Source organism: Streptomyces albidochromogenes (genome assembly GCF_005981925.1).
Taxonomy (GTDB): Bacteria; Actinomycetota; Actinomycetes; order Streptomycetales; family Streptomycetaceae; genus Streptomyces; species Streptomyces albidochromogenes.
The window spans coordinates 1-21,290 of sequence record NZ_VBVX01000095.1 but is presented as its reverse complement, the minus strand read 5'-3'; the positions used below and the strand labels follow the sequence as shown (position 1 = coordinate 21,290).

General features: G+C 74.3%; 17 protein-coding genes and 1 riboswitch. Of the genes, 15 read left to right on the top strand and 2 right to left on the bottom strand.

Annotation, left to right across the window (positions count from 1 at the left end; translation table 11 throughout):
• Positions 1-31: 31 nt before the first annotated feature.
• Positions 32-700: a class II aldolase/adducin family protein gene (locus E2E34_RS15000; protein WP_138902410.1), complete on the bottom strand. Its 669-nt coding sequence runs from the start codon at positions 698-700 to the stop codon at positions 32-34.
• Positions 701-944: 244 nt separating this feature from the next.
• On the opposite strand from E2E34_RS15000, the gene E2E34_RS14995 reads away from it, so the two are divergent.
• The 9 genes from E2E34_RS14995 to cobI all read left to right on the top strand — a co-directional run bounded on the left by E2E34_RS14995 (position 945) and on the right by cobI (position 13,796).
• The gene (locus E2E34_RS14995) at positions 945-2,195 is read left to right on the top strand and encodes an inorganic phosphate transporter (protein WP_138902409.1); all 1,251 of its coding nucleotides are present in this window, start codon (positions 945-947) and stop codon (positions 2,193-2,195) included.
• Positions 2,196-2,213: 18 nt separating this feature from the next.
• Positions 2,214-2,438: a hypothetical protein gene (locus E2E34_RS14990; RefSeq protein ID WP_138902408.1), complete on the top strand. Its 225-nt coding sequence runs from the start codon at positions 2,214-2,216 to the stop codon at positions 2,436-2,438.
• 128 nt (positions 2,439-2,566) lie between these two features.
• Positions 2,567-2,710, top strand: a riboswitch (cobalamin riboswitch).
• 110 nt (positions 2,711-2,820) lie between these two features.
• Complete coding sequence (locus tag E2E34_RS14985; protein ID WP_138902407.1) at positions 2,821-3,801, top strand: cobalamin biosynthesis protein; 981 nt, start codon at positions 2,821-2,823, stop codon at positions 3,799-3,801.
• A complete protein-coding gene (locus tag E2E34_RS14980) occupies positions 3,798-5,348 on the top strand; it encodes a cobyric acid synthase (RefSeq protein ID WP_138902406.1) in 1,551 nt (516 codons plus the stop codon). The genes E2E34_RS14985 and E2E34_RS14980 overlap by 4 nt, the downstream gene beginning before the upstream one ends.
• Positions 5,345-9,037, top strand: coding sequence for a cobaltochelatase subunit CobN (gene cobN / locus E2E34_RS14975; RefSeq protein ID WP_138902405.1), 3,693 nt, complete (start codon positions 5,345-5,347; stop codon positions 9,035-9,037). The genes E2E34_RS14980 and cobN overlap by 4 nt, the downstream gene beginning before the upstream one ends.
• A gap of 55 nt (positions 9,038-9,092) precedes the next feature.
• Positions 9,093-11,087 (top strand): putative cobaltochelatase, encoded by a 1,995-nt coding sequence (locus tag E2E34_RS14970; RefSeq protein WP_138902404.1) that lies wholly within the window; start codon positions 9,093-9,095, stop codon positions 11,085-11,087.
• Entirely contained in the window at positions 11,087-11,686 is a 600-nt protein-coding gene (gene cobO, locus E2E34_RS14965; protein WP_138902403.1) for a cob(I)yrinic acid a,c-diamide adenosyltransferase, read from the top strand. Before E2E34_RS14970 ends, cobO begins: the two co-directional genes overlap by 1 nt.
• Positions 11,680-13,020, top strand: a complete 1,341-nt coding sequence (locus E2E34_RS14960; RefSeq protein WP_138902402.1) for a cobyrinic acid a,c-diamide synthase CobB — start codon at positions 11,680-11,682, stop codon at positions 13,018-13,020. The genes cobO and E2E34_RS14960 overlap by 7 nt, the downstream gene beginning before the upstream one ends.
• On the top strand, positions 13,017-13,796 hold the full coding sequence (gene cobI / locus E2E34_RS14955; protein ID WP_244315755.1) for a precorrin-2 C(20)-methyltransferase: 780 nt from the start codon (positions 13,017-13,019) through the stop codon (positions 13,794-13,796). The genes E2E34_RS14960 and cobI overlap by 4 nt, the downstream gene beginning before the upstream one ends.
• Before the next feature lie 2 nt (positions 13,797-13,798).
• Here cobI and E2E34_RS14950 read toward each other — a convergent pair whose 3' ends face one another.
• On the bottom strand, positions 13,799-14,521 hold the full coding sequence (locus E2E34_RS14950) for a ZIP family metal transporter (RefSeq protein ID WP_138902401.1): 723 nt from the start codon (positions 14,519-14,521) through the stop codon (positions 13,799-13,801).
• A gap of 86 nt (positions 14,522-14,607) precedes the next feature.
• Between E2E34_RS14950 and cobM the strand changes: the two genes are divergently transcribed.
• The 6 genes from cobM to cobC are packed head-to-tail and all read left to right on the top strand — an operon-like array spanning position 14,608 to position 21,264.
• Positions 14,608-15,471, top strand: a complete 864-nt coding sequence (gene cobM, locus E2E34_RS14945) for a precorrin-4 C(11)-methyltransferase (protein ID WP_138902400.1) — start codon at positions 14,608-14,610, stop codon at positions 15,469-15,471.
• Positions 15,468-16,742 carry a precorrin-6y C5,15-methyltransferase (decarboxylating) subunit CbiE gene (gene cbiE / locus E2E34_RS14940; protein ID WP_138902399.1) on the top strand — a complete coding sequence of 425 codons (1,275 nt, stop codon included), beginning with the start codon at positions 15,468-15,470 and terminating at the stop codon, positions 16,740-16,742. The genes cobM and cbiE overlap by 4 nt, the downstream gene beginning before the upstream one ends.
• Entirely contained in the window at positions 16,739-18,679 is a 1,941-nt protein-coding gene (gene cobJ, locus E2E34_RS14935) for a precorrin-3B C(17)-methyltransferase (protein ID WP_138902398.1), read from the top strand. Before cbiE ends, cobJ begins: the two co-directional genes overlap by 4 nt.
• The gene (locus E2E34_RS14930; protein WP_138902397.1) at positions 18,679-19,308 is read left to right on the top strand and encodes a precorrin-8X methylmutase; all 630 of its coding nucleotides are present in this window, start codon (positions 18,679-18,681) and stop codon (positions 19,306-19,308) included. Before cobJ ends, E2E34_RS14930 begins: the two co-directional genes overlap by 1 nt.
• The gene (locus E2E34_RS14925) at positions 19,305-20,207 is read left to right on the top strand and encodes a sirohydrochlorin chelatase (RefSeq protein ID WP_138902396.1); all 903 of its coding nucleotides are present in this window, start codon (positions 19,305-19,307) and stop codon (positions 20,205-20,207) included. The genes E2E34_RS14930 and E2E34_RS14925 overlap by 4 nt, the downstream gene beginning before the upstream one ends.
• Positions 20,191-21,264, top strand: coding sequence for an Rv2231c family histidinol phosphate aminotransferase CobC (gene cobC / locus E2E34_RS14920; protein WP_138902395.1), 1,074 nt, complete (start codon positions 20,191-20,193; stop codon positions 21,262-21,264). The genes E2E34_RS14925 and cobC overlap by 17 nt, the downstream gene beginning before the upstream one ends.
• The last annotated feature ends 26 nt before the right edge of the window (positions 21,265-21,290 follow it).

The window sequence follows — 21,290 nt, the reverse complement described above, 5'->3', positions numbered from 1 at the left end:
GGCGGGGTCCGGACGTTTTCGTGTCGGGGCGTCAGGCGCGCTGGCCGTAGCCGCGCAGCTTCTGTGCCACTTCGCGCAACTGCTCCCCGGAGAGCAGCGACGGCTCGCGGCCCGGCACCGCGCTCGCGGTGAGCCAGAGCCTGCACATCCACTCCAGCTGCGCGGTGCGGTCGTAGGCCTGGTCGAGCGTGTCCCCGTAGGTCATGGTGCCGTGGTTCCGGAGCAGGCATCCGGAGCGGTCGCGCAGGGCCGCGAGCATGTGGTCGGCCAGTTCGCGCGAGCCGTACGTGGCGTACGGGGCGGTGCGGACGGGGCCTCCGAGAGCCGCGGCCATGTAGTGCACCAGGGGCAGCTCGGACACGAGGGTGGAGACGGCGGTGGCGTGCACGGCGTGGGTGTGGACGACGGCCGAGGCCGGTGTGGCGCGGTAGATCGCGAGGTGCATCGGGAGCTCGCTGGTGGGGGTGAGCGTGCCGAGCACCTGCCGGCCGTCGAGGTCGACCGCGACGGCGTCCCGCGCTGCGAGCCGGTCGTAGGGGACTCCGCTCGGGGTGACGAGCACGAGTTCGCCGACGCGTACCGAGACGTTGCCCGAGGTGCCGACCACCAGCCCCTCGCGCACGGTCCTGCGGGCCGTGGCCACCAGGTCGTCCCAGGCTTGCTCGATCGTCGCGGGGAGCCGCTCATCCATGTCGGTCATGCGCCGATCCTGCCAAGCGGGTGGGCGAGGTGACCAGGATCTCTTCTCCGGGCCCCGGACCCGGCCGAACCGGTCCATGAGCACGCACAGCCCCCTGGAATGCCCGGTTCAGGGCCCCGAACCGCACAAGCGGAATGCCGTCGAGCCGGTTCGAGTCACCACACCGCCCGGCCCAGTTCACCTTCCGTTCACTCAGGTTGCCTACGTTCCACGAGCCACTGACGTCAAACGATTGCCTGGGTAAATGGAACACATCACCTTGCTGCTCGCGATTGTGATCGTGACAGCTCTAGTGTTCGATTTCACGAACGGTTTCCACGACACCGCCAACGCGATGGCGACCACCATCTCGACCGGCGCTCTGAAGCCCAAGACGGCGGTGGCCATGTCCGCCGTGCTCAACCTGGTCGGCGCGTTCCTGTCCGTGGAGGTCGCCAAGACGATCTCCGGGGGACTCGTCAACGAGAGCGGCATCACCGTTGAAGTGATCTTCGCGGCGCTGGTCGGCGCCATCCTCTGGAACCTGCTGACGTGGCTGATCGGCCTGCCGTCCAGTTCCTCCCACGCACTCTTCGGCGGCCTCATCGGCGCCACCCTGATGTCCGTCGGCGCCTCCGGCGTCAACGGCGACGTCGTCGTCACCAAGGTCCTGCTGCCCGCGATCGCCGCGCCCCTCGTGGCCGGTCTCGCCGCGCTGCTGGCCACCCGGCTGACGTACAAGCTCGCCGGCAAGGCCGACGAGAAGGCCACCGCCAAGGGCTACCGGGCCGGTCAGATCGCCTCCGCCGGTCTCGTCTCGCTCGCCCACGGCACCAACGACGCGCAGAAGACGATGGGTGTCATCACCCTCGCCCTGGTCACCGGCAACGTCATCGCCCCCGGCTCGAACCCCCCGATGTGGGTCATCGTGTCCGCCGGTGTCGCCATCGCGCTCGGTACGTACCTCGGCGGCTGGCGCATCATCCGCACCATGGGCAAGGGCCTCACCGACCTGCGCCCCCCGCAGGGCTTCGCGGCCCAGACCAGCGCCGCGACGGTCATCCTGGCCTCCTCGCACCTGGGCTTCTCGCTCTCCACCACCCAGTCCTGCTCCGGCGCCGTCATGGGCGCGGGCCTCGGCCGCAAGGGCGGCGTGGTCCGCTGGTCGACCGCCACCCGGATGTTCGTCGCCTGGGGCCTGACCCTGCCGGCCGCGGGCCTGGTCGCCGCCGCCGCCGAGCTGCTCACCGGTCAGGGCACCTGGGGCATCATCGCCGTCGGCGCGCTGCTGGTGGGCGGATCGGCCGTCATCTGGGCGCTGTCGCGCCGCAAGCCGGTCGACCACACCAACGTCATCGACGACGAGATCGGCGAGCCCGCCGGTGTGGTCACCACCGCCATGGCGGCCGTCAGCGTGCCGCCCACGGCCGGTGCCCTCGCCGCCGAGGACTTCAAGACCACCATCCCGGCCCCGGCCGGCAGCTCCGCGGAGCCGGCCAGCCCGGCCGCGGTGTAAGGACAGGGACACAGCAGCATGAACATCGACTGGGCAGCTCTCGGCTCCGTATTCGGCGTCAGCCTCGTGGTCACCGTCGCACTGGTGGGCCTGTTCACCCTCGGCATCGTGGGTCTCTCCAAGCAGGAGCGCGCCTCGGCGCAGGGCGGCGGCTCCGCCGTCCTCGCCCGCACCGGCGCGTACGCCTGCTTCGCGCTGTGCGCGGCGGCCGTGTCGTACGGGATCTACCTGATCGTCGTCTGACGCGCCCGCCCGAACCCGGGCGAACCACCACAGAGACCGCCCCGCCGCCGGCCCTTCACAGCCGGCGGCGGGGCGGTCTCTGTGTGCCTCAGCACACTCTCCCGTCGCAGGTCAACGGCAAGTTGACGGCGTTCGCGCCGCGTGGTGGACTTCCCCGAGCCGAATACGGCGGCACGAGAGGAAGCCCGGTGCGATACCGGCGCGGTCCCGCCACTGTGACCGGGGAACACGAGTTCCCGGAAGCCAGGAACTCTCACCGCCGGTCACGTCGAACCAGGGCGCGGACCCTGAGTGAGGACATACCGCCATGCCTGGCTGCCGTTCCGTCATACCCGAGCGTTTGCGCACCCGCGTACGTCGAGGCGCATCGGCCTGCTGAGCCATGCGTGCCGATCGCATCTTCGCGTACGGCGCCACCGCCGGCCTGATCGGCGACCTCGTTCTCGGCGATCCTCGCCGCGGGCATCCGGTCGCCGCCTTCGGGCGGGCCGCGGGCGCCGTCGAGTCCCTGCTGTGGCGTGACCACCGCGGGTGGGGCACGGTGCACACGCTGGTGTGCGCCGGAGGCGCCGCCGCCGCGGCCGCGCTCGCCTCCCGCGCCGTACGCCGCTCCCCCGCCGCCGCCGTCGCCCTGACCGCCGCGGCCACCTGGGCCGTCGTCGGCGGTACGTCGCTGGGCCGCGAGGCCCGGGCGGTGGGCAGCGCCCTGGAGGCCGGCGACATCGAGGTCGCCCGCGAACGCCTCCCCCACCTGTGCGGGCGCGACCCGCAGTCCCTGGACGAGCGGCAGATCGCCCGCGCCGTCGTCGAGTCCGTCGCCGAGAACACCTCGGACGCGGTCGTCGGCGCGCTGGTGTGGGGCGCGGTGGGCGGGGTGCCGGGCCTGGTGGCCTTCCGCGCGATCAACACGCTGGACGCCATGGTGGGGCACAAATCGGCCAGATACCTGCGCTACGGCTGGGCCTCGGCCCGCCTCGACGACGTGGCCGGCTGGCCCGGCGCGCGGCTGACCGCCGCGCTCGCGGTCGTCGCGGGCGGCGACCCGCGCGGTGCGGTGCGGGCCTGGCGCGCGGACGCCGCCAAGCACCCGAGCCCCAACGCGGGCCCCGTGGAGGCCGCCTTCGCGGGCGCCCTCGGGGTCCGGCTCGGCGGGACGCTCTCCTACGCGGGCCGGGTCGAGCACCGGCCCGTGCTCAACGCCGCGGGCCGGCCCGTCGGCGTACCGGACATCGAGCGGGCGGTGCGGCTTTCGCGCCGCGTCGGGGCGCTCGCGCTGGCGGCGGCCGTCGGGGGGCGGCCGGCGCTCGGTGCGCTGCGGCGCGGCGCTCGGGCAGTCGTACGTACACGAAAGGGACACGCATGAGCGGTGCACTGGGGGGCGGTCTGCTCGTCGCGGGGACCACGTCCGACGCGGGCAAGAGTGTAGTGACGGCCGGGATCTGCCGGTGGCTGGTGCGCCGGGGTGTGAAGGTCGCGCCGTTCAAGGCGCAGAACATGTCGCTGAACTCGTTCGTGACGCGCGAGGGCGCGGAGATCGGGCGGGCTCAGGCCATGCAGGCGCAGGCGGCGCGGGTGGAGCCGACGGCGCTCATGAATCCCGTCCTGCTCAAGCCGGGCAGCGACCGCAGCAGCCAGGTGGTGCTGCTGGGGAAGCCGGTGGGCGAGATGAGCGCCCGGGGGTTCTTCGGGGGGGCGTCCCCAGGGAAGACCCTGCACGGGGGCCGCCAGGAAGCACTGCTCGGGACCGTGACGGACTGCCTGCGGGAGTTGCGGGGCACGTATGACGCCGTGATCTGCGAGGGGGCGGGCAGTCCGGCCGAGATCAATCTGCGGCGCACCGACATCGTGAACATGGGCATCGCGCGAGCGGCCCGGTTCCCGGTGGTCGTCGTCGGCGACATCGACCGGGGCGGGGTGTTCGCGTCCTTCTTCGGCACGACCGCGCTGCTGAGCCGGGAGGACCAGGAGCTGGTGGCCGGCTACCTGGTCAACAAGTTCCGCGGCGACGTCTCGCTGCTGGAGCCCGGGCTCGACATGCTGGAGGGTCTGACCGGGCGGCGTACCTACGGGGTGCTGCCGTACGCGCACGGACTGGGCATCGACGAGGAGGACGGGCTGCGGGTGTCGCTGCGGGGCGCCGTACGGGAGTCGGTCGTCGCACCGCCGGTCGGCGAGGACGTGCTGCGGGTCGCCGTGTGCGCCGTGCCGCTGATGTCGAACTTCACGGACGTCGACGCGCTGGCCGCCGAACCGGGCGTGGTCGTGCGGTTCGTGGACCGGGCCGAGGAGCTCGTCGACGCCGACCTCGTCGTCGTGCCGGGCACGCGCGGGACCGTGAGGGCCCTGGAGTGGCTGCGCGAGCGCGGGCTGGCCGCCGCGCTGGCGCGGCGGGCCGCCGAGGGCCGTCCCGTACTGGGCATCTGCGGCGGATTCCAGCTCCTGGGCGAGCGCGTCGAGGACGAGGTCGAGTCGAAGGCCGGGACCGTGGACGGGCTCGGGCTGCTGCCGGTGCGCGTGCGGTTCGCCGTCGAGAAGACGCTGGCGCGGCCCGTCGGGACCGCCCTGGGCGAGCCCGTGGCGGGGTACGAGATCCACCACGGGGTCGCGGAAGTGCTCGGGGGTGACGCCTTCCTGGACGGCTGCCGGGCCGGTTCCGTCTGGGGCACCCACTGGCACGGCTCGCTGGAGAGCGACGCGTTCCGGCGCGCGTTCCTGCGCGAGGTGGCCGCCGCCGCGGGCCGCCGCTTCGTACCGGCGCCGGACACCTCGTTCGAGGCGCTGCGCGAGGAGCAGCTCGACCGCCTCGGCGACCTGATCGAAGAACACGCGGATACGGACGCGCTGCTGCGGCTCATCGAGTCCGGCGCGCCCTCAGGACTTCCCTTCATCGCACCTGGAGCGCCCGCATGAGCACTGCGACCGAGAGCACTTCGAGCACCGAGACCGAGCACACCGTGCTGCTGCTGTCCACCGCCGACACCGACCTGCTGGCGGCCCGCGCCTCCGGCGCCCCGTACCGGATCGGCAACCCGGCCCGTATCGACGCGGCGGCCGAACTGCCGGCGCTGATCGAGGGCGCGTCCGTCGCCGTCGTGCGGCTGCTCGGCGGCAAGCGCGCCTGGGAGGACGGGCTCGCCGTCCTGAAGGCGTCGGGGATCCCGACCGTGCTGCTGGGCGGTGAGACCGTGCCCGACGCGGAGCTGATGGCCGAGTCGTCCGTACCGGCCGGTGTCGTCGCGGAGGCCCTGCGCTACCTCGTCGAGGGCGGTCCGGGGAACCTCGTCGAGCTGGCCAGGTTCCTTTCCGACACCGTGCTGCTCACGGGCGTGGGCTTCGCCGAGCCGCAGAAGATGCCCGAGTGGGGCGTCCACGGCACGCGCGCGTACGACGCGGACCGCCCGACGGTCGGCGTGCTCTTCTACCGCGCCCACGAGCTGTCCGGGAACACGTCCTTCGTCGACGTACTGTGCGAGCGGATCGAGGCGCACGGCGCCAACGCCCTTCCCGTGTACTGCGGTTCGCTGCGCAGCGCCGACCCGGAGCTGTACCGGGAGCTGGGCAGGGCCGACGCGCTGATCGCGACGGTCCTCGCGGCGGGCGGCACCCGGGCGAGCGACGCGTCGGCGGGCGGTGACGACGAGGCGTGGGACATCGGCGCGCTCGCGGACCTCGACGTACCGGTGCTGCAAGGGCTGTGCCTCACGTCGTCGCGCGCCGCCTGGGAGGCGTCCGACGCGGCGCTGTCGCCCATGGACGCGGCGATGCAGGTCGCCATCCCCGAGTTCGACGGGCGGCTCATCACCGTCCCGTTCTCCTTCAAGGAACAGGGCGAGGGCGACGTGCCGGTGTACGTCGCCGATCCCGAGCGGGCCTCGCGGGTGGCGGGGATCGCCGTACGGCACGCCCGGCTGGCCCACAAGCCGAACAAGGACAAGCGCCTCGCGCTCGTCTTCACCGCCTACCCGACGAAGCACTCGCGCGTCGGCAACGCGGTGGGCCTCGACACCCCCGCCTCCGCGATCCGGGTGCTCGACGCCCTGCGCGACGCGGGCTACGGGGTGGAGGGCCACCCCGACAACGGCGACGAGCTGATCCACCGGCTCATCAACGCCGGTGGCCACGACGTGGAGTGGCTGACCGAGGAACAGCTCGCCGCCGCGCCGGCGCGCGTGCCGCTCGCGGACTACCAGGCGTGGTTCGACGCCCTGGAGCCGGAACTGCGCGACGGAATGCTGGAGCACTGGGGCGAGGCGCCCGGGCAGTTGTACGTCGACGGGGACGAGATCGTGCTGGCGTCGCTCCAGTTCGGCAACGTCGTCGTGATGATCCAGCCGCCGCGCGGTTTCGGCGAGAACCCGATCGCGATCTACCACGACCCCGACATGCCGCCGTCGCACCACTACATGGCGGCGTACCGCTGGCTGGAGAACAGCTTCGGCGCGGACGCGATCGTGCACATGGGCAAGCACGGGACGATGGAGTGGCTGCCGGGCAAGGGCCTGGGCCTGTCGGCGGGCTGCGGGCCGGACGCGGTGCTGGGCGAGCTGCCGCTGGTCTACCCGTTCATCGTCAACGACCCCGGTGAGGGCACGCAGGCCAAGCGGCGCGGGCACGCCACGGTCGTGGACCACCTGGTGCCGCCGATGGCCCGTGCGGACACGTACGGCGACCTGGCGAAGCTGGAGCAACTGCTGGACGAGTACGCGCTGGTGAGCGACCTCGACCCGGCCAAGGCACCGGCGGTGCGGGCGCAGATCTGGACGCTGGTGACGGCGGCGCAGCTCCACCACGACCTGCATCTCGACGAGCAGCCGGACGACGACGACTTCGACGAGTTCGTCATGCACATCGACGGCTACCTGTGCGAGATCAAGGACGTGCAGATCCGCGACGGTCTGCACGTCCTGGGCGGCGGTCCGGAGGCGGAGGCCCGGGTGAACCTGGTGCTGGCCGTGCTGCGCGCCTCGCAGGTGTGGGGCGGCAAGGCCAACGCCCTGCCGGGGCTGCGCGCCTGCCTGGCCGAGCACTTCGGGCTGGTCGAGAAGGAGCTGCTGGGCGAGCCGGGCGCACCGGTGAAGGTGGCGGACGGGCTGACGGCGCTGGTCGACGGTCCGGCCCGTACCGGCGCGGACGCGATCGACCTGCTGGAGCAGTTGTGCCGGCGGCTCGCGGAGGGCATGGAGGAGCGGCGCTGGGACGCGGCGGAGGCCGCCGGTCTGGTGACCGAGGTCCTGGGCGTCGAGCTGCCGGACGCGGAGGCCGTGCTGCGGTTCGCGTGCGACGAGGTCGTGCCGAGGCTGGCCCGTACGACGGACGAGATCGGTAACATCCTGCACGCGCTGGACGGCGGTTACGTACCGGCCGGGCCGTCGGGCTCGCCGACGCGCGGCCTGGTCAACGTCCTGCCGACCGGGCGCAACTTCTACTCCGTCGACCCCAAGGCGATCCCGTCGCGGCTGTCGTGGGAGGTCGGGCAGGCGCTCGCCGACTCGCTGGTCGCCCGGTACCTGACGGACACCGGCGACTACCCGAAGTCGGTCGGCCTGACCGTCTGGGGCACGTCCGCGATGCGCACCCAGGGCGACGACATCGCGGAGATCCTGGCGCTGCTGGGCTGCCGTCCGGTGTGGGACGACGCGTCGCGGCGCGTGACCGGCTTCGAGATCGTGCCACTCGACGAGCTGGGGCGCCCGCGCATCGACGTGACCGTGCGGATCTCCGGGTTCTTCCGGGACGCGTTCCCGCACGTGGTGGGGCTCATCGACGACGCGGTACGGGCCGTGGCCGAGCTGGACGAGCCCGCCGACCGCAACTTCGTACGGGCGCACGCCGACGAGGACACCGCCGAGCACGGCGACCGGCGGCGGGCGACGGCCCGCATCTTCGGCTCGAAGCCGGGGGCGTACGGCGCCGGCCTGCTGCCGCTGATCGACGCGCGCAACTGGCGCTCGGACGCGGACCTGGCCGAGGTGTACGCGGTGTGGGGCGGCTACGCGTACGGGCGCGGCCTGGAGGGGAAGGCGGCGCGCGGCGACATGGAGACGGCGTTCCGCCGGATCGCGGTGGCCGCGAAGAACGTCGACACCCGCGAGCACGACCTGGTCGACGCGGACGACTACTTCCAGTACCACGGCGGCATGGTCGCCATGGTGCGGCACCTGACGGGCGAGTCGCCCGAGGCGTACGTGGGCGACAGCGCGACACCGGACCAGGTGAAGACCCGGACGCTGGGCGAGGAGACGCACCGCGTGTTCCGCGCGCGGGTGGTCAACCCCCGGTGGATGGCGGCCATGCGCCGGCACGGCTACAAGGGCGCCTTCGAGATGGCCGCCACCGTCGACTACCTCTTCGGGTACGACGCGACCGCCGGGGTCGTCGACGACTGGATGTACGAGAAGTTGTCGAGCGAGTACGTCTTCGACCCGGAGAACCGGGACTTCATGAAGAAGTCCAACCCGTGGGCGCTGCGCGGCATCACGGAGCGGCTGCTGGAGGCGGCCGAGCGCGGGCTGTGGGCCGAACCGGACGCGGACACGCTGGAGCGGCTGCGGGCGACGTACCTGGAGCTCGAAGGCGACCTGGAAGGGGACGACGCGTGAGCGGGCCGCAGTGCGTTCCGGGTGCCCTGAACCAGCTTGAAGTGGAGGCTTCCTCGTGAGTACGCCGTACCCCTTTACCGCGATCGTCGGCCAGGACGACCTGCGGCTCGGACTGCTGCTGAACGCCGTGTCGCCCGCCGTCGGCGGTGTGCTCGTGCGGGGCGAGAAGGGCACCGCCAAGTCGACCGCCGTACGCGCTCTGGCGACACTGATGCCCGAGGTCGCGGTGGTCGCCGGGTGCAGGTTCTCCTGCGATCCCGGCTCCCCCGACCCGGCGTGCCCGGACGGGCCGCACGAGGCCGGGGGCGGCGTCTCGCGCCCGGCGCGGACGGTCGAACTGCCCGTCGGCGCCTCCGAGGACCGCCTCGTCGGCGCGCTCGACATCGAGCGCGCGCTGGCCGAGGGCGTCAAGGCGTTCGAGCCGGGTCTGCTGGCCGACGCCCATCGCGGGATCCTGTACGTCGACGAGGTCAACCTGCTGCACGACCACCTGGTCGACCTGCTGCTGGACGCCGCCGCCATGGGCGCGTCGTACGTGGAGCGGGAGGGCGTGTCCGTGCGGCACGCCGCGCGGTTCCTGCTCGTCGGGACCATGAACCCCGAAGAGGGCGAGCTGCGGCCGCAGTTGCTGGACCGGTTCGGGCTGACGGTGGAGGTGGCCGCCTCCCGGGAGACCGATCAGCGGGTGGAGGTCGTGCGGCGCAGGCTGGCGTACGACGACGACCCGGCCGGGTTCGCCGCGCGGTGGGCCGGCGAGGAGGCGGCGCTGCGGGCCCGGATCGTGGCCGCTCGGGCGCTGCTGCCCGAGGTGCGCCTCGGCGACGGCGCGCTGCGGCAGATCGCGGCGACCTGCGCGGCCTTCGAGGTCGACGGGATGCGGGCGGACATCGTGATGGCCCGTACGGCGACCGCGCTGGCGGCCTGGGCCGGGCGCACCGACGTACTCGCCGAGGACGTACGGCAGGCCGCGCTGCTCGCGCTGCCGCACCGGCGGCGGCGCAACCCCTTCGACGCGCCGGGGCTCGACGAGGACAAGCTCGACGACACGCTGGAGCAGAACAGCGGGTCCGACGACGACGATCCCGACCCGGATCCCGACGGGCCCGGCGGGGGCGGCCGGCCGCCGCAGGGCGACGGCGACGGTTCACCGGAGACACCGGACGGGGACCGGCCCGGCGAGGGACAGCACGCGCCCGCCGCTTCGGGCGGCGAGCAGGCCGCCGCGCGGGCCGGGGAGCCGTTCCGTACGAAGACGCTGAGCGTGCCGGGTCTCGGCGAGGGGGCGGCCGGGCGCCGTTCCCGCGCCCGCACCGAGCACGGCCGTACCACCGGGGCACGCCGGCCGCAGGGTGCGCTCACCAAGCTGCACCTCGCGGCGACCGTGCGGGCCGCCGCGCCGCACCAGCGGGCGCGCGGGCGCAGCGGGCCCGGTCTGGTGGTGCGGCGGGACGATCTGCGGCAGGCGACGCGCGAGGGGCGCGAGGGGAACCTCGTGCTGTTCGTCGTGGACGCGTCCGGTTCGATGGCGGCCCGGCAGCGGATGAGCGCGGTGAAGGGCGCCGTGCTGTCGCTGCTGCTCGACGCGTACCAGCGGCGGGACAAGGTCGGGATGGTCACGTTCCGGGGCAAGGACGCCGAACTGGTGCTGCCGCCGACGTCGTCCGTCGACGCGGCGGCCGTCCGGCTGGAGACGCTGCCCACGGGCGGCCGTACGCCGCTGTCCGCCGGGCTGCTGAAGGCGCACGACGTCCTGCGGGTGGAGCGGCTGCGGGACCCCTCGCGGCGGCCGCTGCTGGTGGTCGTGACCGACGGGCGGGCGACGGGCGGGCCGGAGCCGGTGGCGCTGGCGGCGCGCGCGGCCCGGCTGCACGAGGCCCAGGGCGTCGCCTCGGTGGTCGTGGACTGCGAGTCGGGGCCGGTGCGGCTGGGGCTCGCCGGTGAGCTGGCGCGCGATCTGGGCGGCACGGCCGTCACGCTCGACGAGCTGCGGGCCGACAGCATCGCGGGGCTCGTCAAGGACGTACAGGAAACCAACAGGAGGGCGGCCTGATGCCGCAGGGACAGCCGAGCGTCGTACCGGACGACGGGCTCACCACGCGCCAGCGGCGCAACCGGCCGCTGGTCGTCGTGCACACCGGGATCGGGAAGGGCAAGTCGACCGCCGCCTTCGGGCTGGCGCTGCGCGCCTGGAACCAGGGCTGGCCGATCGGAGTGTTCCAGTTCGTCAAGTCGGCGAAGTGGAAGGTCGGCGAGGAGAACGCGCTGAAGGTCCTGGGCGCGAGCGGCGAGGGCGGGTCCGTCGCCTGGCACAAGATGGGCGAGGGCTGGTCCTGGGTCCAGCGCGACGCGCAGCTCGACAACGAGGCGGCGGCGCGCGAGGGGTGGGAGCAGGTCAAGCGCGACCTGGCTGCCGAGACGTACAAGCTGTACGTGCTCGACGAGTTCGCGTACCCCATGCACTGGGGCTGGGTGGACACCGACGAGGTGGTCGAGGTGCTGCGGGAGCGGCCCGGGACCCAGCACGTCGTGATCACCGGGCGCAACGCCCCGGACAAGCTCCTCGAGGCCGCCGACCTGGTCACTGACATGTCGAAGGTCAAGCACCCGATGGACGCGGGCCAGAAGGGGCAGCGGGGCATCGAGTGGTAGCACGTCTCGTCGTCGCCGCGCCGTCGTCGGGCAGTGGGAAGACCACCGTCGCGACGGGGCTGATGGCCGCCTTCGCGGCGGCCGGACTCGCCGTGTCGCCGCACAAGGTGGGGCCGGACTACATCGATCCCGGGTACCACGCGCTGGCGACCGGCCGCCCGGGCCGCAACCTCGACGCGTACCTCTGCGGTACGGAGCTGATCGCGCCGCTCTTCGCGCACGGCGCGGCCGGCTGCGACCTCGCCGTCGTCGAGGGCGTGATGGGCATGTACGACGGGGCCTCGGGCCACGGCGAACTGGCGTCCACCGCGCAGATCGCGAAGCTGCTGCGGGCGCCGGTGGTGCTGGTGGTCGACGCGTCGTCGCAGTCGCGGTCGGTGGCGGCCCTGGTGCACGGTTTCGCGTCCTGGGACCCCGAGGTGCGGATCGGCGGCGTGATCCTGAACAAGGTGGGGTCCGCGCGGCACGAGGAGTTGCTGCGGGAGGCGCTCGACGCGTCGGGCGTGCCGGTGCTGGGCGCCCTGCGGCGCGAGCGTCAGGTGCGGACGCCTTCGCGGCACCTGGGTCTCGTCCCGGTCGCCGAGCGGCGGGCCGAGGCGGTCGACGCGGTCGCGGCGCTGGCGGAGCAGGTGCGGGCGGGCTGCGACCTGGAGGCGCTGCTGGCCCTGGCGCGCAGCGCGCCGGAGCTCGGCGCGGCGGCGTGGGACGCCGCCGGGGCCCACGTGGTGCCCGGACGGCCGGTGGTCGCCGTGGCCTCCGGGGCGGCGTTCACGTTCTCGTACGCCGAGCACGGCGAACTGCTCGCCGCCGCCGGCGCCGAGGTCGTGCCGTTCGACCCGCTCCGCGACGAGCGCCTGCCCGAGGGGACGCGCGGGCTCGTCATCGGCGGCGGGTTCCCCGAGGTGTACGCCCCGGAGCTGTCCGGCAACGAGCCGTTGCGCGAGGCCGTCGCCGAACTGGCCCGCTCCGGCGCCCCCGTGGCCGCCGAGTGCGCCGGGCTGCTGTACCTGTCCCGGTCCCTCGACGGGCAGCCCATGTGCGGGGTGCTCGACGCCGAGGCGCGGATGTCGCAGCGACTGACGCTGGGGTACCGCGAGGCGGTCGCCGTGTCGGACAGCTCGCTGGCGGCCGTCGGCACCCGGCTGCGCGGGCACGAGTTCCACCGGACGGTGATCGAGCCCGGGGCGGGCGCGGCTCCCGCGTGGGGCATGCACCTGCCGGAGCGGCGGGTCGAGGGGTTCGTACAACTGGGTGTGCATGCGAGCTATCTGCATACCCACTGGGCTGCCGAGCCAGGGATGGCCATGAGATTTGTCGAGAGGTGTGCGGGATGAGCGGGTTGAACGGCATGAACGGCGCGCGGAGCGCGGACGGTCCGGCCACCAGGCTGACCGGCGTCGGTGTCGGGCCCGGTGACCCCGAGCTGGTGACCGTGAAGGGCGTCAACGCCCTGCGGGACGCGGCCGTCGTGGTCGTACCGGTGATGGACAGCGGCGAGCGCGGGCGGGCCGAGGCGACCGTGCTGCACTACGTCGGGGAGGCGAAGGTCGTCCGCGTCGTCTTCGCGCTCAACGAGCGGGAGGACCGGGCGCGGCGCGAGGCCGCCTGGGACGCGGCCGGCGCGCGCGTCGCCGAACTCCTGCGTGCGCACGGGTCGGTGGCGTTCGCGACGATCGGCGACCCCAACGTCTACTCGACGTTCACGTATCTCGCGCAGACGATCGCGGGTCTGGTGCCGGGGACGGAGGTCGTGACCGTGCCGGGCATCACCGCCATGCAGGATCTGGCCGCCCGCAGCGGGGCCGTACTGACGGAGGGGACCGAGCCGTTGACGCTCGTTCCCGTGACGGCCGGGGCGGCTGTGCTCAAGGAGGCGCTGGAGGGCCCCGGGACCGTCGTGGCGTACAAGTTCGGGCGGCTCGCGGGCGAGGTGGCGACGGCGCTGCGCGAGACCGGGCGTACCGAGGACGCGGTGTGGGGCTCGGCGCTCGGGCTGCCCGAGGAATCGATCCGCCCCGCCGCCGAGCTCGCGGAGGGCGGGGCCCTGCCGTACCTCTCCACGCTGATCGCGCCGGCGCGGCGCGAGGGCGGCCGCGGGGGCAAGTTGTGAGATCAGCTCACGAGGCCCACCATCAGCCAGATGAACGCCACCCCCGCGACCGTGCACAGCAGCGTGGAGCGGGCGGGGTGTTCGTGGTGGGCCTCGGGCAGGATCTCGGCGGCCGCGAGGTAGAGCAGCGCGCCGCCGAAGAAGCCCAGATAGCTGCCCAGGAATTCCCCCGGAAGGGTGAACAGCACCGTGGACGCCGCACCCGCCACCGGGGCCACGGCGTCCGCGAACAGCATCGCCAAAGCCTTGCGGCGGGCGTTTCCGTACAGGCTGGTGAGCGTGTACGTGTTGAATCCGTCGGCGAAGTCGTGGGTGACGACGGCGAGCGCCACGGTCGTTCCCATGCCCTCGCCGACCTGGAAGGCGGCCCCGATCGCGATGCCGTCCATCAGGCTGTGCCCGACCATCGCGCCCGCCGCCGTGAGTCCGACCTGAGGGACTCTCCCCTCGCTCGCGCCGTGCGCCGCCCGGCGTACGGCCAGCAGCCGCTCCACCAGGTGGGCCACCAGGAAGCCGCCGACGAACAGCAGAAGGGCCTGCGGTACGCCGAACACCTCGTCGCCCGCGGCCTCCAGCGCCTCCGGCAGCAGTTCCAGGCCGACGACGCCGAGCATCAGCCCGCCGGCCAGACCCAGCACGAGGTGGCGGCGGTCGGTGACGCGCTGCGCCACCCAGCCACCGAAGAGCGTCATGAGGAACGCGCCGAGCGCGACGAACACCGCCATGTGCTCTTGCTAGTCGATTGACCCCCCGCTCCGCACATCCGAGTTCACACCCGCTCCACCCCTGAATCCCGAGAGGACCTCCACTCATGGCCGATGCCCCCACCGGCAAGGTGACCTTCGTGGGCGCCGGCCCCGGCGCCGCCGACCTGCTGACGTTCCGTGCCGCGCGCGCCATCGCCGACGCCGATGTGGTGATCTGGGCGGCGAGCCTCGTACAGGCCGAGATCCTGGAGCACGCCCGGGAGGGCGCCGAGATCCTGGACTCCGCCGCGATGTCCCTGGAGGACGTGGTGGCGGTGTACGAGCGGGCGCTGCGGGACGGGCTGAAGGTGGCCCGCGTGCACTCCGGCGACCCGGCGCTGTGGGGCGGTACGCAGGAGCAGGTCGACCGGTGCGACGCACTGGGTCTGGACGTCGAGATCGTGCCGGGCGTCTCGTCGTTCTCGGCGGTCGCCGCGATCGCGCGGCGCGAGCTCACCATCCCCGAGGTGGCGCAGTCCGTGATCCTGACCCGGCTCGGCGGCGGCAAGACGCCGATGCCGCCCGGCGAGGAGGTGCGGGAGTTCGCGCGCCACGGCACGACGATGGCCGTCTTCCTGTCGGCGGCCCGGTCCGGGCAGCTGACGGCGGAGCTGCTGGAGGGCGGCTACCCGACGGACACCCCGGTCGTCATCGCCTACCAGGTCACCTGGCCCGAGGAGTTGGTGCTGCGCTGCACCATCGCCACGCTGGAGGAGACGGTGAAGGAGCACAAGCTCTGGAAGCACACGCTCTTCCTGGTGGGCCCCGCCCTGTCCGCCTCCGGGACGCGTTCGCACCTCTACCACCCGGGCCACTTCCACGGGTTCCGGCGGGCGGACCGCGCGGCGCGCGCGACGCTGCGCGCGGAGCGCCGGTCGGCGGACGCGGGGTCCGGCGCGGAACCGGCGGCGGGGAAGTCCGGCTCATGATCACTGTTTTCGGCACGGGGACGGGCGCCCCGCTCGGCCCCGACGCCCGTGCGGCGCTCGACGCCGCCGGGCTCGTCGTCGGCGGGCGGCGGCACCTGGACGCCGCCGGGCTGCCCGACGGCGCGGCCCGGGTGGTGCTGGGGCCGCTGGCGCCCGCGCTGGACGCGGTCGCGGAGCACCTGGCCAAGGCGGCGGACGGTGCGGAGGCCGGGGTCGTGGTGCTGGCCTCCGGTGATCCGGGGTTCTTCGGGATCGTACGGGCGCTGGCGGAGCGGTTCGGCGCCCACGCCCTGGACGTACGGCCGGGGGCGCCCTCCGTCGCCGTGGCCTTCGCGCGGCTCGGGCTGCCGTGGGACGACGCGGTGGTCGTGAGCGCGCACGGGCGCGAGCTGCGGACCGCCGTCAACGTCTGCCGGGCGCACCCGAAAACGGCCGTGCTGACCGGGCCCGGCGCCGGACCCGCCGAACTGGGCGCGGCGCTGGCCCGTACGGGCATCGCGCGCACCCTGGTCGTCGCGTCGGCGCTCGGCGACGCGGACGGGGGCGAGAGCGTCGAGCGCCTGTCCCCCGGCGAGGCGGCGGCCCGCGACTGGCCGGCGGCGGTCAGCGTCGTGGTCTGCCTCGACGCGTCGCGGGCGCTGGCGCCGGCGCAGCGGACGGTCGCCGGGCGGGGCGTCGGTCCGGCCCAGTGGGCACTGCCCGAGGCGGCGTTCGAGCACCGCGACTCGATGATCACGAAGTTCGAGGTACGGGCGCTGGCGCTCGCCCGGCTCGGCCCGCGCCCGGGCGACCTGGTGTGGGACATCGGCGCGGGCTCCGGGTCCGTGGCCGTGGAGTGCGCGCGGCTGGGGGCGGCGGCGATCGCGGTCGAGAAGACCTGCGACGGCGTGGAGCGGATCCGCGCCAACGCCGCCGCGCACGGGGTCGACGTACAGACCGTGCACGGGGCGGCGCCGACGGTGTTGTCCCAACTGCCCGAACCGGACGCGGTGTTCGTCGGCGGTGGCGGGCGTGAGCTGCCGGCCATCGTCGGGGCGTGCGCGCGCCGGGCGCGGCGCACCGTCGTGGTCGCGCTGGCGGCGCTGGACCGGGTCCCGGCGGTGCGGGCGGCCCTGGCGTCCGCCGGGTTCGAGCCCGAGGGCGTGCTGCTCCAGTCGTCGCGCCTCGCGCCGCTGCCCGGGGACGTGACCCGGCTCGCGGCCGCCAACCCCGTCTTTCTGCTGTGGGGCCACCGTCCCGCGGAACCGGCAAGTGAAGGAGCAGTTCAGTGATCGGCCTCATCTCCGCCACGGCGGCAGGCGCCGTGGCCCGCGACCGGCTGGCCGCGGCCTGGCCCGGCCGTACGCGGGTGTACGACGGTCCGGTGCGGGAGGCGGTCGGGCGCGCCTTCGCGGAATGCGACCAGCTGGTGTGCTTCCTCGCCACGGGCGCGGTCGTACGGCTCGTCGCCCCCCTCCTCTCCGACAAGGGGTCCGACCCGGGTGTCGTGTGCGTCGACGAGGCGCAGCGCCACGCGGTGTCGCTCGTCGGCGGCCACGGCGGCGGCGCGAACGAGCTGGCGCTCGCGGTGTCGGGCGTCCTGGGCTGCGCCCCGGTCGTCACGACGGCCACGGACGCCACGGACATACCCGGCCTGGACACCCTGGGCTGGCCCGTGGAGGGCGCGACGGCGGCGGTGACCCGCGCGATCCTGGACGGCGCCCCGGTCACCCTGGAGGCGGACGCGGTGTGGCCGTTGCCGCCGCTGCCGGGGAACGTGGCCCAGGCGGGCGCGGCGGCAAGCGTGGCGCCGGGTGCGCCGGTGGGGGCGCCCGGCGCGGGCACCGGTTCGGCGCCGGAGCACGACCGCGCGCCCGGCGCCGGCCACGCGGAGCCCGACGTCAGCCTGGCCGAGGCGGCCGCGATCGCCGCCGTGCCGGTGGGCGGGCTGCCCGGCGCCATGGCGGCGACCGTCGCGGCCGGTGTCGTCGCCGAAGCGGCCCTGGCCGAAGCGGCACAGGAGCGGTCGCCGGACGCGCCCGCCGTGGTGCGCGTCAGCGACCGCGTGCTCGATCTGGGGGAGCGCGAGGTCGTGTTGCGGCCGCCGTCGCTCGTCGTCGGCGTGGGCGCCAGCAGGGGCGCGCCCGCCGACGAGGTGGCCGGGCTGATCGAGGAGACGCTGGCGGAGGCGGGGCTCTCGGCGGCTTCCGTCGCCGCGCTCGCGACCGTCGACGCCAAGGCCGAAGAGGCCGGGATCGTCGAGGCGGCGGCCCGGCTGGGGGTGCCGCTGCGGACGTACGCCGCCGAGGAGCTGGCCCGTATCGACGTACCGAACCCCTCGGGGGCTCCGCTCGCCGCCGTCGGCACCCCCTCCGTCGCGGAGGCCGCCGCGCTCGTGGGCGGCGGTGAACTCCTCGTGCCGAAGCGGAAGTCGGCCCCCGAGGGCCGGGCGGCGATGGCCACCTGCGCCGTCGTGCGCAAGGAGCCGCGCGGCCGCCTCGCGGTCGTCGGGCTCGGCCCGGGCGCCCGCGATCTGCTGACGCCGCGGGCCCGCGACGAGATCCGGCGCGCCTCGGTGCTCGTCGGGCTCGACCAGTACGTCGACCAGATCCGCGATCTGCTGCGGCCGGGCACCCGGGTCCTGGAGTCCGGGCTCGGCGCCGAGGAGGAGCGGGCCCGTACCGCCGTCGCCGAGGCCCGCGCCGGGCACGCGGTGGCGCTCATCGGGTCGGGTGACGCGGGGGTGTACGCCATGGCGTCACCCGCGCTGGCCGAGGCGAGCGACGACATCGACGTCGTCGGCGTGCCGGGGGTGACGGCGGCGCTGGCCGCCGCCGCGATCCTGGGGGCTCCGCTCGGCCACGACCACGTCTCGATCAGCCTGTCCGACCTGCACACGCCGTGGGAGGTCATCGAGCGGCGGGTACGGGCGGCGGCGGAGGCCGACATCGTCGTCACGTTCTACAACCCGCGCAGCCGGGGCCGCGACTGGCAGCTCCCCAAGGCGCTGTCGATCCTCGCGGAGCACCGCGCGCCGACGACGCCCGTCGGGGTCGTGCGCAACGCCTCGCGACCGGACGGAACAAGCCGCCTCACGACGATCGCCGCGCTCGATCCGGCGACCGTGGACATGATGACCGTCGTGGTGGTCGGCAACACCGCCGCGCGCGAGATCGCCGGCCGCATGGTGACACCGCGCGGCTACCGCTGGCAGACGGAGGGTTCGTGATGACGACGGAGACGACGGACACCGCCGGCAGGACCGTCCACCCCATCGAGCAGGAGTCGTTCCGGCGCCTGCGCGCCCGCCTCGACACGTCGCACTTCGCACCTCTGACGCGGGCCGTCGTGGAGCGGGTCATCCACTCGGCGGCGGACCTGGAGTACGCCACCGACCTGGTCTGCGACGAGCGGACGCTCGAAACCGCGCACGCCGCGCTGCACGCCGGCGCGCCGGTCGTCGTGGACGTGGAGATGGTCGCGGCGGGCATCACCCGGCGGGAGACCGTGTGCCGCCTGAAGGAGGCGAAGGCCGGCCCGGACCTGACCCGCAGCGCGCACGCGATCAGGCTGGCGTACGAGCAGGTCGGGCCCGGCGCCCTGTGGGTGATCGGGTGCGCGCCCACCGCGCTGGAGGAACTGCTGCTCCTGGACGCCGAACCCGCGCTCGTCATCGGGCTGCCCGTCGGCTTCGTCGGTGCGGCCGAGTCCAAGGCGGCCCTGCGCGAGAGCGGGCTGCCGGCGGTCAGCAACGTGTCGGAGAAGGGCGGTTCGGCGGTCGCGGCGGCGGCCCTGAACGCCCTGCTCTACACCCCTCTCGCACGCCCCACCACCCCCCTCACCAAGGAGAACGCGTGACCACCACGCCCCCCGCCCTGCTGATCGCCGGCCACGGCACCCGCGACGAGGCGGGAGCCGGCGCCTTCCGCGACTTCGTCGAGGAACTCGGCCGGCGCCATCCCGAACTGCCCGTCGCGGGCGGCTTCATCGAGCTGTCCCCGCCGCCGCTCGGCGACGCGGTGACCTCGCTGGTCGAGCGGGGCGTCTCGCGCTTCGCGGCCGTGCCCCTGATGCTGGTCTCCGCCGGGCACGCCAAGGGCGACATACCGGCCGCGCTGACCCGCGAGAAGGAGCGCCACCCGGGCATCTCGTACACCTACGGCCGTCCGCTCGGCCCGCACCCGGGTCTGCTGGCCGTGCTGGAGCGCCGGGTCGACGAGGTGCTCGGCGGCCTGGACCGCTCCGAGGTGACCGTGCTGCTGGTGGGGCGCGGCTCGACTGATCCGGACGCCAACGCCGAGGTGTTCAAGGCGGCACGACTGTTCTGGGAGGGACGGGGGTACGCGGGTGTGGAGACCGCGTTCGTGTCGCTCGCCGCGCCCGACGTGCCGAGCGGACTCGACCGCTGCACCAGGCTCGGGGCGAAGCACGTCGTCGTCCTGCCGTACTTCCTCTTCACCGGGATCCTGCCGGACCGGGTGCGGGAGCAGACGCGGGACTGGGCCGCGGCCCACCCCGGCACCGGGGTGGCCTCGGCCGATGTGATCGGCCCCACCGAGGAGTTGATGGACCTCGTGATGGAGCGCTACCAGGAGGCCGTGAAGGGGGACCTGCGCATGAACTGCGACTCCTGCGTCTACCGGATCGCCCTGCCCGGCTTCGAGGACAAGGTGGGGGCGCCGCAGCAGCCGCACTTCCACCCGGACGACGACGGGCACCACCATCACCACCACGGCAGCCATGCACACGCCCACTGAGACCGGCCCGGACGCCCCTGCCCACGATCTGCGGCACCACGGGGACGCCGAGGTCCGCGAGGGCGGTCTCACCGACCTCGCGGTCAACGTACGGGCCGGTACTCCCCCGGCCTGGCTCAAGGCCAGGATCGCCGCGTCCCTCGACACGCTCGCCGCCTACCCGGATGGGCGGGCCGCGCGCGCGGCGGTCGCGGAACGGCACGGGCTCCCGGTGGAGCGGGTGCTGCTGACGGCGGGCGCCGCGGAGGCGTTCGTGCTGCTGGCGCGGGCGCTCGCGGTGCGGCGGCCCGTCGTCGTGCATCCGCAGTTCACGGAGCCGGAGGCGGCGCTGCGGGACGCGGGGCACGAGGTCGGGCGGGTGCTGCTCCGGGAGGAGGACGGCTTCCGGCTCGGCCGCGGCGACGTACCCGAGGACGCGGACCTGGTGGTGGTCGGCAATCCGACCAACCCCACGTCCGTCCTGCATCCGGCGGACGTCGTCGCCGCTCTGGCCCGTCCCGGGCGGACGCTGGTGGTCGACGAGGCGTTCATGGACGCGGTGCCGGGCGAGCCGCAGGCCCTGGCGGGGCGTACGGACGTACCGGGCCTCGTGGTGCTGCGGAGCCTGACCAAGACGTGGGGCCTCGCGGGCCTGCGCGTTGGGTACGTCCTGGCGGACCCGGAGGTCATCGGCGCGCTGGAGCGTGCGCAGCCGCTGTGGCCGGTGTCGTCGCCGGCGCTGACCGCCGCCGAGGCGTGCGTCGGTCCGGCGGCACTGGCGGAGGCGGCGCGCGCCGCGCACCGGGTGGCGGCGGACCGGGCTCATCTGCTGGCCGGGCTCGCGGAGTTCGAGGAGGTGCGGGTGGTCGCGGGAGCCGAGGGGCCGTTCGTCCTGGTAAGGATGGAACGGGCCGACGAGGTACGGGTGCGCCTGCGCGGCCTCGGCTTCGCCGTGCGGCGGGGCGACACCTTCCCGGGGCTCGGCCCCCAGTGGCTTCGGCTGGCCGTGCGCGACCGCGCCACGACCGGCCGCTTCCTCCAGGCCCTGGACCAGGCGCTGACGCTGGTGGGGCGCTGAGGGCCGTTGCCCGCTGCGGGTAGGGG

Coding starts and splice junctions, on each gene's coding strand:
- cobC (WP_138902395.1), top strand. CDS start 20,191: ATGCACACGCCCACTGAGACCGGCCCGGACGCCCCTGCCCACGATCTG.
- E2E34_RS14990 (WP_138902408.1), top strand. CDS start 2,214: ATGAACATCGACTGGGCAGCTCTCGGCTCCGTATTCGGCGTCAGCCTC.
- E2E34_RS14980 (WP_138902406.1), top strand. CDS start 3,798: ATGAGCGGTGCACTGGGGGGCGGTCTGCTCGTCGCGGGGACCACGTCC.
- E2E34_RS14950 (WP_138902401.1), bottom strand. CDS start 14,521: ATGGCGGTGTTCGTCGCGCTCGGCGCGTTCCTCATGACGCTCTTCGGT.
- E2E34_RS14930 (WP_138902397.1), top strand. CDS start 18,679: ATGACGACGGAGACGACGGACACCGCCGGCAGGACCGTCCACCCCATC.
- cobO (WP_138902403.1), top strand. CDS start 11,087: ATGCCGCAGGGACAGCCGAGCGTCGTACCGGACGACGGGCTCACCACG.
- cobI (WP_244315755.1), top strand. CDS start 13,017: ATGAGCGGGTTGAACGGCATGAACGGCGCGCGGAGCGCGGACGGTCCG.
- E2E34_RS14985 (WP_138902407.1), top strand. CDS start 2,821: ATGCGTGCCGATCGCATCTTCGCGTACGGCGCCACCGCCGGCCTGATC.
- cobN (WP_138902405.1), top strand. CDS start 5,345: ATGAGCACTGCGACCGAGAGCACTTCGAGCACCGAGACCGAGCACACC.
- cbiE (WP_138902399.1), top strand. CDS start 15,468: ATGATCACTGTTTTCGGCACGGGGACGGGCGCCCCGCTCGGCCCCGAC.
- E2E34_RS14995 (WP_138902409.1), top strand. CDS start 945: ATGGAACACATCACCTTGCTGCTCGCGATTGTGATCGTGACAGCTCTA.
- cobM (WP_138902400.1), top strand. CDS start 14,608: ATGGCCGATGCCCCCACCGGCAAGGTGACCTTCGTGGGCGCCGGCCCC.
- E2E34_RS15000 (WP_138902410.1), bottom strand. CDS start 700: ATGACCGACATGGATGAGCGGCTCCCCGCGACGATCGAGCAAGCCTGG.